Annotated in this window: 11 protein-coding genes; 6 read left to right on the top strand and 5 right to left on the bottom strand. The window is 54.5% G+C overall.

Features of this window, described 5'->3' with window-relative positions; genetic code table 11:
• Positions 1–58 precede the first annotated feature (58 nt).
• Entirely contained in the window at positions 59–976 is a 918-nt protein-coding gene (locus ABKS89_RS07200; RefSeq protein WP_348587890.1) for a LysR family transcriptional regulator, read from the top strand.
• On the opposite strand, the gene ABKS89_RS07195 is transcribed toward ABKS89_RS07200, so the two are convergent.
• The gene (locus ABKS89_RS07195; RefSeq protein WP_348587891.1) at positions 956–1,645 is read right to left on the bottom strand and encodes a hypothetical protein; all 690 of its coding nucleotides are present in this window, start codon (positions 1,643–1,645) and stop codon (positions 956–958) included. The genes ABKS89_RS07200 and ABKS89_RS07195 overlap by 21 nt on opposite strands.
• A 22-nt stretch (positions 1,646–1,667) precedes the next feature.
• Complete coding sequence (locus ABKS89_RS07190; protein WP_348587892.1) at positions 1,668–2,129, bottom strand: helix-turn-helix domain-containing protein; 462 nt, start codon at positions 2,127–2,129, stop codon at positions 1,668–1,670.
• A gap of 513 nt (positions 2,130–2,642) precedes the next feature.
• On the opposite strand from ABKS89_RS07190, the gene ABKS89_RS07185 reads away from it, so the two are divergent.
• Complete coding sequence (locus ABKS89_RS07185) at positions 2,643–2,834, top strand: DUF7740 domain-containing protein (protein ID WP_348587893.1); 192 nt, start codon at positions 2,643–2,645, stop codon at positions 2,832–2,834.
• Between the two features lie 429 nt (positions 2,835–3,263).
• Here ABKS89_RS07185 and ABKS89_RS07180 read toward each other — a convergent pair whose 3' ends face one another.
• A complete protein-coding gene (locus ABKS89_RS07180) occupies positions 3,264–7,340 on the bottom strand; it encodes a KAP family P-loop NTPase fold protein (protein ID WP_348587894.1) in 4,077 nt (1,358 codons plus the stop codon).
• A 453-nt stretch (positions 7,341–7,793) separates the two neighbouring features.
• Here ABKS89_RS07180 and hpaA point away from each other — a divergent pair, with 453 nt between their 5' ends.
• The 3 genes from hpaA (at position 7,794) to hpaC (ending at position 10,915) form a co-directional block, all read left to right on the top strand.
• On the top strand, positions 7,794–8,738 hold the full coding sequence (hpaA, locus tag ABKS89_RS07175; protein ID WP_348587895.1) for a 4-hydroxyphenylacetate catabolism regulatory protein HpaA: 945 nt from the start codon (positions 7,794–7,796) through the stop codon (positions 8,736–8,738).
• A gap of 84 nt (positions 8,739–8,822) precedes the next feature.
• On the top strand, positions 8,823–10,394 hold the full coding sequence (gene hpaB, locus ABKS89_RS07170; protein ID WP_348587896.1) for a 4-hydroxyphenylacetate 3-monooxygenase, oxygenase component: 1,572 nt from the start codon (positions 8,823–8,825) through the stop codon (positions 10,392–10,394).
• 8 nt (positions 10,395–10,402) lie between these two features.
• Positions 10,403–10,915: a 4-hydroxyphenylacetate 3-monooxygenase, reductase component gene (gene hpaC, locus ABKS89_RS07165; RefSeq protein ID WP_348587897.1), complete on the top strand. Its 513-nt coding sequence runs from the start codon at positions 10,403–10,405 to the stop codon at positions 10,913–10,915.
• 112 nt (positions 10,916–11,027) lie between these two features.
• On the opposite strand, the gene ABKS89_RS07160 is transcribed toward hpaC, so the two are convergent.
• Together ABKS89_RS07160 and ABKS89_RS07155 are read right to left on the bottom strand one after the other, a co-directional pair.
• Positions 11,028–11,756, bottom strand: a complete 729-nt coding sequence (locus ABKS89_RS07160; protein ID WP_348587898.1) for a hypothetical protein — start codon at positions 11,754–11,756, stop codon at positions 11,028–11,030.
• Positions 11,757–11,928: 172 nt separating this feature from the next.
• A complete protein-coding gene (locus tag ABKS89_RS07155; protein ID WP_518300991.1) occupies positions 11,929–13,167 on the bottom strand; it encodes an oxidoreductase in 1,239 nt (412 codons plus the stop codon).
• Between the two features lie 485 nt (positions 13,168–13,652).
• On the opposite strand from ABKS89_RS07155, the gene gloA reads away from it, so the two are divergent.
• Positions 13,653–14,039 (top strand): lactoylglutathione lyase, encoded by a 387-nt coding sequence (gene gloA / locus ABKS89_RS07150; RefSeq protein WP_348587900.1) that lies wholly within the window; start codon positions 13,653–13,655, stop codon positions 14,037–14,039.
• The last annotated feature ends 182 nt before the right edge of the window (positions 14,040–14,221 follow it).

Below are 14,221 nucleotides of genomic sequence, written 5' to 3'. Positions count from 1 at the left end.
GTCACCTACTGCTTTCCAGTACCCTGTGGCTTAAAGCAGGTTTAAGAGATACTTAAAGGTGAAGGATTTTGCGGCGCTCAGTACGTTCCGGGCTGTAGCAGAGCTGGCCTCGATGAGTCGCGCTGCGAAGCTTTTAGGAGTTTCGGTATCAGCGATTAGTCAGAAGATCACAGGGCTCGAAAAACAGATCGGGGTGAGCCTGCTCAACCGGACTCCAAAAGGTATTTCGCTGACTGAAGCGGGAAGGATTTACTACGAGACCTGCGAGCAAGCACTGGCTCTACTATCAGAGTCAGAAGCCAAGCTTTCGCACTATCGAGAGGAGATGTCGGGGAGGCTGAAGATCGCCGCCGCTATCGGGACGTCGATTGCTCACGTCAGCAAGTCGATTGAGCACCTAATTAACGAGAATCCAGGCCTTCATCTGGAAATTTTCTCCAAGGACGGATTCATCGATCTAAGGGAGAATCAGGTGGATTTTGCGATCCGCTTCGGGCCGCAGAAAGACTCGACGCTCATCAGCCGCAAAGTAGCGACCTGGAAGCGGATTCTGTGCGCCTCCCCTAGCTACCTAGCTCATCGATCCGCTATCACCAGTCCTGAAGATCTCAAGCATCATGATCTGATCGTCAATACTGCGGTAGACCCTAAATTCTTCTCGATAGATCTGCCGCTTGAGGGCTCGGGGGAAAGCCTACAGCTGCCTCCAAAGCACCTGACCAATAGCAGCCTGGCCCTTCGTGAGATGGCCATGCTCGGCTTTGGAGTGGGTCGTTTTCTGCTGCCGGAAGTCATCAACGATATTCGTGCCGGTTCCCTCTGTCCCGTTCTGCCAGACCAGACCACGGACGACATCGACGTCTTCATTTTGACTGCAGGAAAGAATTTACCGCTGAAAGTGAAGGCAGCGATCGACCATAGCAGGCAGTATTTCGAGTCAGCCTCTCTAGTGGAGCTAGCCGAATCGTCGGCTTAACTGGTGTCCTGCTCCCTGTGAGTGGTCTGGGAAATCCATCTCAAAGCCGTAGTGGTAGAAGGGCGCATCGTTACGTCGAAATAGAGCTGCGTGTCCTTGCCCTGACGCCCCTGCGAATACGACTTGCACCCCACTATCCGGAGCCTGCAGAAGCGCTCTCAACTTAGCCGTTAATGTCTCGAATGCTGACCGGCTTGCCAAGTGTTCAGTAGCCTCAATAACGAGCAAAGCTCTTCCCTTTCCAGCCTTATTGAACTGCTTGAGCTCCGCTTTCAAGTTGCAGCTTTTGCCCGACGCCAATGACACCCGGCCGCGGCGGGCCCTCAAGATCGCTTTTGCTCTTCTCACCATGAGGTTCAAGCTGCGTAAAAGCGCCAGATCGTGATTCTGGCTCTGACTCTGACCTGCGCAGACAGCCTCTTGAAGTGCCACGGCAATGGCCCTCTCGGGATAGTCAGGTTCAGCCAATAAGTCCACCGAAGCCACCAGGAATCCGTGCTGTCTCGCTAAGGGAACGAAATCTTGCTGCAGGAAAGTCGTCATCCCCTTCTGCTCTGAAGCGAAGAGTGTCAAAGCAGGCTGAAGTCGATGCTCAAATATGGAGACCATTTGGGCAGCAAGGTCAGTTCGACGGAAATGAAGCAGATCGGCATCACCCTTCACCGCCATTTTCCCTCCTGGGAGCCGGTCATCAATACCCCATCACAAGCGCCTGCGCCTCCGCTGCCAACTGATCCATGGCAGTCTGACTGGTCTGCTCACGTGTCTCCTTGAATGCAACCAGATCTGCAAGTTTCACCCGCCGGTGACGGCCAGTCTTGGTATGAGGAATGACCCCTTCATCCAGCAGTTTCACCAGGTGCGGCCTGGAAACATTAAGCAGATCTGCGCCTTCCTGAGTCGTCAATTCCGCCTGGATGGGGACGACTTTAACCGCGTTTCCGGAAGCGATTTCATTCAGCAGGTTTACAAGCAGGTGCAGAGCCAAAGTTGGCACTGCGATAGGCCGACGACCACCGGCAGAGGAAACCAGCCGCATGTCCAATGTCTTCTCTGCTGAGAGCAGAGGCTCTAGAACCCGAAGCGCTTCCGCAGCAGCTACGACCTCCATCTCGGTAGGTAAAGCTACAGGGGTAGCCGTAGATTTAGGCATGGATACTTCCGTCAATTTCGCCAGGTCATCACGATTCTTTTATTCGAAATAAACGAAAATCTCAATGTCGCGACGAGGTGAGTCAGGCTGCCCTTGAGCCTTATCGCTACGCATCGATAACATCCAGCAACGCCCAGGGCCTGTAACCATCGGCTCGAGCGCTTTTCTCCGCCTCCAGGATTGCCTCAGTCCGGCTCAATGAGCGCGAGCGAAACTCATACCGAAATGCGGGCCCATCCTGCCGGCGGACGCTAAGGACGATCAGGTACCCTCTCATCGGATTACTAGCTTCAATTGTCTCTTTTGCTTTCCTAGGCTGGACGCCTAGGGCCTCACGCATCTGGCGTTCCAAGTCATCATCTGTTCGCATCAAAAACCTCATGGCCGCAGCCAACGTATCAAGACAAGAAGCGATTGCGACGTCGCTTGGGTAATTGGTCAGGGTGCGTCAGACTTAAGGACTTCGCCTGACAAAGAAATCATTGTGGGTCACCCCACGGAGCTCGTTTCAAAGTGAACCTTCAGGACGCTGTTCTTGCTCTTCTGCTAGCAGCCAAAATCCATGGCACTGACAGTGCTATCAAGGCCACCGCCAAGCGTTGCGCGAAGCAGCTGCCTCGCAGCAAGCGAGACATTCTCTTCGGCATTGCGGCGAGTTCTGAGCCCCTGAAGCTTGTCTTGCATATTGCTCATAATCTCGATTGAGCTATGAGTCCCCAGTTGCTGGCATGGGTTAGATACGCAAAAGCCCCGCACTAGCGGGGCTTCGACGATGCAAGGCAATTTCCGAGAAAGGGACCAGCCGCTGCCTGGTCGTCCTGCTTTTTGCCCTTTACGAGCTGACCACAGTGGGTGCTACACGGACCTCATCTGGATTTAGAGAGCGGGGAGGCTCATGCACACTCTGGGCGGTACATTACTCGAACTGCAACTCGTAGTCCAAACGCCTTTGACCTAAGGGGTGAGATCTCGGAGTCAGTCCACTCGAACCGCCAGCAAAACGCTAATCACTGCCCACGCGCTGACCCTGTCACCACGGATATCAGGGATACGTGTCACTAGGAGAGCGATTTGATTGTCCCTCTGGATTAGCGACCGTTCTCATAGACTCCTGAAACCCTTCACTTTACCTCGCTACCGACGACTCCAACGCCGCCGAAGGCCAGACATTGAACGGCTGCTTCCAAACACGCTGCTGATGATGTCGAGCTCTCGCTCAGACAACCTTAGGGGATCCACGTCCTTCAACACTGCCTCGGTTCCCAAGGACTTTGCCCACTCCGCCATGTACCCCTTTGCGGTCTCAGAAGCACCACTCTGCAACTCATTGAGCAGCAACCGCGCGAGCCCCAACCGCTCCTCCTGTGTATGGAGGAGCTTATCAATCTCCGGTCGACGAGATTTGACGGCAGCCCACGCAAGCGGCGAGTCGCCTGTTTGGAATAGTTTCAAGGCCAATCCAGGAATCTCCTTTAGCTCTGCATCATCCTGGAAGCCTATATTGCGAGTTATCTGGCTAAACAGACGTGCTCGCTGCTCATCGTTGGTCGCAGCGTCCAACAGCAGCTTCCGGAGGTTGCTATGAGCTTCGTCCCCCAGTGCACTGCACCACATTGCGAATGCAAGGTCGGGATCGTTGACCGTCCCACGTTTCCCCTTAAGCAGAACCGCTTTTGTCACGTCCAGATCACTCGCAGCAGACTGGTTTGGTACGACTACGCCCCACACCCGACCCAGCAACCCAATCTCTTCATCGTCATTGACGTCGATGGTGTCAACCAAATCAGCAACCTGAGCAGCAGACAAATCCTCCTTCCCCGTGCTCAGGAGATCGACGGCTTCTGCAGGCCGTTGCCTCCAGACTACGCACGCCACTTCGACGAGACTGATGGCCAGCGTTTCGGGCACAACCTTATCGACCAACATGCTCTTCATGGACGCGAGAGCATTGCGGCCTACGAACCCAGGCGATGAATTCGCAGTCTGCATGACCTCTCCAAATATGGTCTGCGGCGCATATCCATGGGAAAGCTTTTCAACCGATGGCCATCGACCGACAAAGTGGCCGTGCAGCGGATCAAACGTGTCTTTATACGATCTAGCTCCACTGAAAAGCGCCTGCAGAGCCGGCCCAAGAACGCCTGGACTGGTATGGACAAAGACTTGAGAAAGCCCAGGTAAAATTTGGGAAAGGTATTCGTCCCAGCTGCCAACCCTGCCGCTGAGCTTCGGCAGCAACTGATCAAGATGAAGCTGTAAATAAGCATCGCCCCAAGACTCAGCTGGAAGATTCTCTGCCGCGTCGAGGTAAACAGCCCCATCGTCTTCGTCGAGCTCCGAGCTATCCGTCAGGTTCGTTAAGCTATCGGCCAACGCCTCCTGAGCCTCTTCCGGCAAGGCTCCATAGCTAGCAAACAACTGCCTGCGGCACACGCTTGGAACGTTAGTGAGCGGTTCTTCAATCCAAGCACTAGCCACCGAATTGAGGGCACGCGTGTTATGAACGATGAAGGTTCGGAAGACCTCAGCTGCGTCGTCCCCGCAACCGTTGATACGAGCCAACTCAATCGAAAGACTCGCGTAGTCGTCAAAGTACTCATCGTTGAAATGATCCAGGCGCTCCGCACCTTTATCGACAAGCAGTCGGAACGCTCGTCCATAATCGAGCGGTGCTTTTTCAAAGCGAGACACTCGATGACTGAACCGAGTGAGGCACTCCAGCAACTGCTCGTCCTGAGCATAGGGCGCATAGCTCTCGACGGCATTCATTACGCTGTCGGTCACTTCAGGAGCATGTGCCTCTGCAAGATTAGCGACCTGCTCCCAAAGCTTCGACCTGCTTTCTTCCCCCTCGCTAGCCAAACGCGCCCACACGCTGTCAACCCGCGCGGCTATCGATCGCATGTCTAATGAGTCGAGCGACTCGAAGCCTTCTGCTTTCTCCTCGAAACGGCGAAGCTCAGTCGTCAATTGGTCGATATAGCGAGGTCCGATCTCGTGCAGAAGTGCCTCTTCGTAGGTATCCACCCAGTGCTGCAGTTCAATGAAGCTCAGTTTGACGGCACCGATATCAACCATAACGGTGCGCTCACAGACCCAGTCGGTGAGGTGCACTTTCGCTTGATAAGGCAACCCATGGGCAGCAAACACCGATAGAACAATGCCTGCTGCTCCTTTGGCCATTTCAACAGCTTCATTGAGGTTTGGAGCTTGGCCGCTGGGTAGCCGCATCGTGATTTTCTGATCGCTTACAAGCAATTCCTCAACGAGCACGGAAGCAATATGTTGTTGATCGGTCGGGCCAGCAACTTCCGTAATTCGCGCAATCTTCTCGATGCCAAGGAGAGAGCGAAGATCCCGAGAGGTGACGATGTCATTGCACAGAATGCCAAGGATCAGGGTACGTGTTCGCGGCGGCAGCCTGCCAATCACATCTGCTACAACGCGCATTGCGTTAAATTTGAGTGTCTCCTCCGTACGATGGAGCTCGCTAAGCATGCCGTGAAGCAGCTGCGCCTCCTGATCGCTCAGGAAGTCGTTGGCTCGCGGCGAAAGAGCCTCCAAGAAACCTTGTGTATCTCCAGAGACCAAGTACCCGTAGATTCGCGAAGCCTGGCCGCCGTATTGGCGAGTCACAAAATCTTCGGAGAGGAGAAGCAGACTTTGAAGGGAGTCAGGCCAATGGATGCCAACCAGACTTGAGAGGAACTGGCGAAGCTCCCGGTTACCCTCCACCAGGATGGTTTTACCATCCCCATCTTCCTCCACATATCGCTTGAGGACATGGCGAGATTCCATCGGCTCGCTTCTCAGAGGAGTGTGTTTAACCATCAGGCTGGTCAACCGGAGAAGGAGTTGCGGATCGTCTTGAAGATCGCGGTAGAACCCAGGGAAGCTGACTCGCGCTGCACTGAGGGCACCCAGGGGGATTGGGTGGTTCGTGACCGCCCCCTCGTGAAGCCCCCCCGGGAGATCACTTCCAATCGCATCCTGTTCTCTTGCCCGAGCCAACCACCAAGTCTGGGTGAAAGCGTTAACGATCTGAAGAGCGTTTCGGGGGTCTGTGACGTTTGCGTGGATCATACGATCAACTACCTGCTCGACCGATGCTCCTTTCTCTGAGACCTGACTCACGATATCTGGGAAAGCTTTGAGCTTTGAGAGCGCGAACTGCCGCATGTCATTACGCGGTGGCGGTGGGATCTCCAACCTGAACTGAAAAATCCGATCGAGATAACGCCTGGCATCAGTTGGGTTGAAGATCGAGCCAGGTTGCTCCGGGTTACCTCGTCGGCGAGAAAGGGCGTCGGCGACCTTCCCTTCATCACAAGAGATCACGAAAACCAGTCCCAAATTCTTTGGAAGCTTGTCAGTAGGAATCTCCATAAACGTGCGGACGGCATCCAGCCCTAGGACCATCTCCTCAGCGGAAAGCCGATCAAGGTCATCAACGAAGATGACCAGTCGCTCGTACGGTACTGCGTTACCTCTGGCGGGCTTGAATTTGCGAAGTTGCTGAAGGAGTAGCTCTTCGTATTGCTCTGCGGTCACACTGGGGAGATGGACCCTCGTAACGGTGTTGAATGGGCTGACGGAAGAAGGCTTCATGACCTTTATGAGGTAGCCATAAATCCCAGTTGCAGCCAAAACGAAAGCCGCCTGGACGCTCCAATTATTGAGCGGTAGCCAAGCCAAACCTACGCAAACGACAAGGAGATAGGTGAAGAAGGCAATCAAGAAAGCTGGCACCGGCGCGGCCCAGCTAATGAGATGCTGCCAAGTCAATTCGGAGATGGACTTGGTGACTGACTCCGTATGCGTGACATTTCGGTAGAGCTCATCCTGAAGCTTACCTTCGTCGCCCCCAAGCTCAAGGAAGACATGGCGAAGTAAAGCTCGCTTGATGTCTTGCTCTTTACCGCCGAAGCGCCAAGCATTGAACGTGATACTTTTGAACCGCTGGCTGCGAGGGTGCTGCTTCGTATCCTTCGAGGTGTCGTCAGCCAAGGCGCGCGTGTAAAGCTCTTTGACTGAGCTTTTGCCCGTTCCCCAGCCGCCTAGCAGACCAATGCTAAAAGGGGGCCGATGGCCTTCATCCTCGATCAGGCATCGTAGCGCTTGGGCGTAGTGCCGGTGCCCAAAAGCGTCCTGGTCCTCGGTCTCGATATGACGATCCAGAACCGCCGGCATAGTGCGACGAGAGTCTTGCATACGATCATCCCTAATCCTGTGTGGCAGTTGGCTACCTATGAGGAGATTACTTCGCTCACCAACAGGTGGCCAGTCGATACCACAGGTGTTCGCTAATGAACCAATACATTATCGATCTCCGCAGAAGTATTAGGGGTCCCCGCAAAGCAGAATCAGGTATTATTTTGGAGGAGCTCGAGCAGCCAGGAATGCCGATTATTTCTCAGGCGAAAACCTCTCTACCTCAATACTTTCAAGCAATTTTCAAGAAATTCCCTTCTCATTTTTTTCATATTTTTTTCCGCACGAAATAGCCTGCCACGCTAGAAGCGAGTTCACGCTAATCGTCAGCGGTCGACCACTAGACCCCTTCCGCGAAGCTACTCAAAATTCGTAAGTGGTCACGCAACAGAAATTGCCCAATCGCGCCGTCAAAGGCATGCTTCCGAATTCGAAAAGCGGCAGACCACCACTGTGAATAGCTCAAGTCCCCTAGCCGCAATCCCCATCCTCGATCTCGGTCGTGAATACGATCAGCGCTACGCTGGGGCCGACCTGCATTATGACGCCCACGGTCACCTCTCAGCGTTCTTTGGTCGCAGCGTGGCAGTGCACCGCCATGATCGATTCTTCCAAGTGCATTACATGGTCCGCGGCCAAGTGCACGTCTACTTAGACGACCGGCCTTATCGTCTACAAGGCCCTATGTTGTTCTTCACTCCGCCAGGGATTCCCCACGCCTTCGTCACCGATGCGGACTGCGAGGGCCACGTGCTAACCGTACGCCAGCAACTGGTATGGCAACTGTTTGGTAATGGTCAAACCTCCCCGAGGCCTGATCTTCGCCTTGAACGTCCTCTCTGTGTCGACCTGGGGCATCAGAAGGGCGATTTGGCCAAAGATGCCGAGCAAATCAACGACCTATTTCACTTGTTGCAGAGAGAGTTCGCCACAGACCGCCCAGGCCGCGAATTCAACTTGCACGCCGTGGTTCGGCTGATCCTCGTAACCATGCTGCGCTTCTCTGAGAGCACTCAACCTGATTGGCCCGTACATCGGCAAGACCTACTGCTTTTCCACCGCTTCAACCAACTGGTGGAGCAGCACTATCACGAACATTGGCCGCTTCCGCGCTATGCAGAGAACCTGGGGCTAACCCCAGCCCGGCTTAACTTGGTCTGCCGGCGCCTAGCGAACATGTCAGCCAAACGCCTGGTCTTTGAGCGGCTGACTCAGGAAGCGCGACGACTACTGGTCCACAGCGGCCTATCAATCAACGAAATTTGCTTCACGCTGGGCTTCAAAGATCCGGGGTACTTCTCTCGCTTCTTTTCTCAACAGACTGGCGTTACGCCTCGTGACTTCCGTTTCTGTAGCCTTGATGAAGGGCTTGCGAAAAATACAAGTTTTCCGACCTAAGCTTCATGTTGCCTAGCCCGACTGGGCGCCATGATTCTCCGCAGCCTATCCGGCCTTCCATAACTACAAATAGCGGAGATGATCATGAACCCCGAAGACCTGCGTGCATCCAAAAATCGCCCATTTACGGGCGAGGAATATCTAGCCAGCCTGCGTGATGATCGCGAGATCTACATCTACGGTGATCGCGTAAAGGACGTCACGACTCACCCCGCCTTCCGCAATTCAGCCGCCTCTATAGCCCGTCTCTACGATGCACTGCACGCTCCGGAAAGCCGTGAAAAACTGTGCTGGCCCACGGATACGGGTAATGGTGGATACACCCACAAATTCTTCCGCGTCGCCAAAACTGCTGAAGAACTGCGCGAACAGCGCGATGCCATCGCCGACTGGGCGCGCTTGTCCTATGGCTGGATGGGGCGTACGCCCGACTACAAGGCAGCGTTCGGTGCCGTGTTGGGAGCCAATCCAGAGTTCTACGGCGACTTCGCACCTAATGCGCAGGCATGGTACTCGCGCATCCAAGAGTCGTGCTTGTACCTCAACCATGCCATCGTCAACCCACCCATCGACCGCGACAAACCCAGTGACGAAGTGAAGGATGTCTTCATCCGAGTCGTCCGAGAGGTTGAGGGCGGCATCATCGTAAAGGGCGCCAAGGTAGTGGCAACCAATTCAGCCCTGACTCACTACAACTTCATCGGCTTCGGCTCTGCTCAGGTGATGGGCGACGATCCGGACTTCGCCCTGATGTTCGTTGCGGCTATGAACAGCCCAGGACTAAAGCTCATCTGCAGACCATCGTATGAGCTGCAGGCAGGACTAAGTGGCTCTCCTTTCGATTACCCACTGTCCAGCCGTTTCGACGAGAACGATGCAATTCTCATCCTGGACGACGTATTCGTACCGTGGGAAAACGTACTGGTTTACCGCGACTACGACCGCTGCCGTCGTTTCGCCAGCGTGGGCGGGTTCGGTCGCCTCTATCCAATGCAGGGGTGCACTCGCCTGGCAGTGAAGCTGGACTTCATATCAGGCCTCCTGACACGTGCCCTGGAGTGCACCGGCTCTCTGGAGTTCCGTGGCGTGTCTGCGCAATTAGGCGAAGTGATTGCCTGGCGAAATCTCTTCTGGTCGCTCACCGACGCCATGTGCGGCGCACCCGAACGACAGGAAGGTTGGAGTACTCCAGCGCTTCTGCCAAGCAACCAGGCGCAGCAGGTTTATCGTGTGTTGGCGCCGACCGCATACCCAGCAATCAAAAAGATAATCGAGCAGACAGTGGCCAGCGGCTTGATCTATCAACCTAGTGGCGTTCGAGACTTCGCAAACCCCGAGCTAGACCAATACCTCACTACCTATTGTCGGGGGTCTGGCGGAATGGACCATCGCCAGCGCGTAAAGGTACTCAAGCTCCTCTGGGATGCTATTGGCAGCGAGTTCGGCGGCCGTCATGAACTCTATGAGATCAACTACGCCGGCAATCAGGATGACATTCGATTGCAAACGTTAGCTTATGCCCGTGCCTCCGGTGCCTTAGCTGGCATGCAGAGTCTGGTGGAGCAGTGTATGGCCGACTACGACGAACAAGGCTGGACGGTGCCTCACTTGACCAACCCCCAGGACATCAATGCCCTCGATCGCATCCGTCAGTAGGAGGTCTCATGCTTCAGCCCACCCCACATCAACAGGCCTTCCGCGAAGCCATGGCGCATATGTCAGCTGCTGTCAGCGTTATCACAACAGATGGCGCCTCTGGACGATGCGGAATCACCGCTACAGCGGTTTGTTCGGTTACGGATACTCCGCCGACGCTGCTGATCTGCATTAACCGCAGCAGCTCAACAAACGCAATCTTCAAGGCAAACGGACACGTCTGTGTAAATGTGCTTGCCAGTGAGCACGTCGAGGTTGCTAGGCAATTTGCAGGGATGACGAAAGTAGCTATGGAACAGCGATTCGGCCTGCACGAATGGAGATTGCGCCCAGGCAGCCAGCCACGCCTAGCCGGCGCTCTGGCAAACCTGGAGGGTCAAGTGACTGAAGTGCAAGAGGTTGGTACCCATTCGGTGCTTCTTGTGCGACTAGACAACATTGAGGTTCGCGACAGAGGCGATGGACTTGTTTACTTTAGCCGCTCGTTCCATCAGTTGCCCCGTCCAAGCATTACAGCCTGAGCTGATCAACACAGGACAGCGGGCTGGCGACAGCTGACTTTCAGAGTAAGCAGTACTCTACCTAATGCAGCCTGGCCAAACGGTGTGCACTCAGTTCACCTTGTGCCGGGCTTCATTCTTTTGGGGACGCTGATCTCAGGTCCGGTTTCAAGTGCGTCCGCCGCAAAACATGGCCATCGGATGCACGAATCTTGTAGAGCACATCTTCTTTTAGCAGATACGTAATCTCAGGCATCGCCAGAAGGATGGTGCCCGTTAACGAGCCGGTATCCGTGCTGACTTCCTGCTCAATCGAAAGCCCTTTGAGATCATCTTCCTCGACCTTCAGCGACTTGGCAGCCATCCGCAGCGCTGCCTCTTTTCCTGGGTTATAGCCGACCCAGTAAGGGGCCGTTACCAGAAAAAAGAGCCCCGTTGAAATGCCCCAGACAAGAAGGAACTGAAGCAACTGATGCATGCTCTTCTTGAGTCGAATCACCACAGCCATCACCGGCAGGCATATCGCAGTGCTGACCGCTGCCACCGCAACCTGCCCAGAGAGCGTCATGTTTAGAAAACCAACGTACCCGAACGACAGCAGGTCAGAGAGCGTGAAGGCTACTTCTGTTCGACTGATCCCATACTGCTGGAGCACCCCGACATAACGCATGTAGCCGAGTACGACCGAGGCAGTATTCACGACCGCAACCATGATCGTTGCAAGCTTAAGGAACTGCTCAACGCTGAGCAGCCCGTGTCCCTGTGGCTTCGTTTCGCCCACGCTTAGCGGTGCGGTCGCAGACACCATGACTGGCGGGCTGAGAAACTCAATCCGCACCGTCTTTTCTCTTTTCCAGAACATCCTTTTCCCCTCCCATCCCTAGCCTATAAAAGTATCGCGGCGGTGGAGGTAGCGACAGCCCTCTAGGTAACGTGCGGCCACAACGCTCAGTGGAAGGTGAAACCTTAGAGGCAGGAACCTCGCTCAGATCATCCTTAGTCGCCCCAGCACGGGGAATAGCAGAGGAAAGAACTCAAGTCGCGGTGCTTCTTTTGATGAATCGCGCGATCTTGTCAGCAATCCCCATCAGCAATCGATTCCCCGCCGCCCATACAGCCAGATTCTGTCCTGTGGTGGCCAACTGAGCATTCGGATCCTCGCGCCCCATCTCGGGGTTCTTGTGGCAGGCAACAGGCGCATTGAGGATCAGTCGGCGCAGACATGAGTTGCTGTGATCGCACCAGACGATCTCACTGTCACGTCCCTCAAGTACCTTCACAGCATAATCCGGGTCAGCGAGCATCTGCCGAGCTAACATGCTGCCATCGGCATGACCTGCCACGATTGCTGCCGCCGCCTGGAACGGCCTTGGTGTACTTGAGAGGAATAACCGCACCTCGCTGCCGAGGGCTTTCCGGAAAGCCTGTGGCTCCCCGTGGTCGAGCATATTTCCAGAGGTGCTAGGTACGTTGTCGCGCATCGACTCGTAGTTGCCCTCGCTGAGCGAAACGAAATCGAGGCCGGCCCTAGCAATGTGTGCGGCCACGTCCGCAAAACCCTCAGGTCCTTGCCCGCCTGGCATATGGTCGTTCACGCTCATACGAACGCCCACTGGATAATCTGGCCCCACCTCAGCACGAACTGCAGCAACCAGGTCATGGAGGATACGAGCGCGGTTTTCAGCTGTACCGCCATACTCATCGGTGCGCTGATTCGACAATGGCGAGAGGAAAGACGAGTAGAAATAGCACATGTGCGCCCCTATCTCGACGCCATCGAAACCCGCCCTTTTGACGCGGAGCGCGGCAGCTACCACGCTAGCCTGCAGCTCCTGAATCTCTTCCACAGACGCCTCGTTTGGTGTCGGTGAGACATGGCCTCCTGGGATGTAGAGATGGTCAGGCAGACCTCCGGAACCAATTCTCACGGGCTTCGGACTCGCTGCCGAGATCGACTTACCATTGCGAGGCACCCCCATGCGGCCAAAGCTGGGGAAGAGTTGGGCAAAAACTGGTGCCCCTTCCGCATGTACAGCATCAGTAAGCCGCTTCAGATCCTCAAGAAACTCCTCCTTGTCGAAACGAAGTACCGGTACGAAGGGTGACTCGTTCCAAGCACGCTCACTGCAAACAGACCCGCCAACAATGACCAGCCCCACTCCGCCCTGAGCTCTGCGCTTCAAAAACGCAATGCTTTGATCGCTGGGGCGACCATCCTCTTGGGGCCTCAATACAGCCATTGGTCCCAGGATGATTCGGTTCTTGATCTCCACCCCGTTAATTCGGAGTGAGCTTGCCAACACCGCAGCGGCACCTCTTGGGTTCGACATTCTCGTGGCTTCTCTCAGTAAAGGAATGACGCCGGAATCGGCTCTCTAGGGCCGAGTCTTGTTAGTGAGGGAATCGCTTACAGAGCGCGCCGAAAGGCTCAGTCCCAAAACTGCTTCTGGGCCGGACCTCTAGGGCTCCGTCTCCTCTCCGATCCCCTAAACAGCTGCTGCCTTCCTCAATCGAAAGCGGAGCAAGCGGCAACGGAAGCTCATTAATTATACGATACGTATCGTTTTTTCAAGCGCTTTTCTTCCAAAGCTGCTAACCCAGAGACGCCGCAATGAGCGGGAGAAATGAACTAAATGTCTTAATGAATGTGAGGAAAATCTGGCAGATTACTAGTTCAAGTCAGGCCTGGATCGTACTCCCAACACTTAGCCAAACTAAATTCATGTATAATGAAGAAAACTTAATGAGGAGAAACATAATGCGACTGCTTCATACTATGTTACGCGTAGGAGATCTCGATAAGTCCTTGGACTTCTACACCAGAATTTTGGGAATGACACTGCTGCGTAAGGCGGACTATCCTGAGGGTAAATTTACCTTGGCATTTGTCGGCTATGGCAATGAAGAAGACAGCAGTGTTATCGAGTTAACCCATAACTGGGGAGTCGATAGCTATGAAATTGGCACTGGCTATGGCCATATTGCAATTGAAGTCCAAGACGCTGCAAAAGCCTGCGACGACATCCGTAACAATGGTGGTGTTGTTACGAGAGAGGCGGGCCCAATGAAGCACGGCACAACAGTTATCGCATTTGTTGCGGATCCTGACGGTTATAAAATCGAGCTAATTCAAAAATCTACTTGACCCGCTTTACCCCAGCAGACCTCGCCTTCGCGAGGTCTGCTTTGCACTTTGTCAATTCTGACAAAAGTGAAACTTCCCTAACCAACGCAGCTTCATAAAGGTCTCTGTACTGATTAACAAGTTCACGCAGCTCTTCCCCAGGAGCAGTGGTAGACCTCTGATTAGACGCAGCCAACTGGATA

The sequence above is a fragment of the Pseudomonas sp. LABIM340 genome, from assembly GCF_040017195.2.
Classification (GTDB): Bacteria; Pseudomonadota; Gammaproteobacteria; order Pseudomonadales; family Pseudomonadaceae; genus Pseudomonas.
Note: the sequence above shows the minus strand (reverse complement) of the source record. Positions and strands in the feature narration are given on the sequence as shown.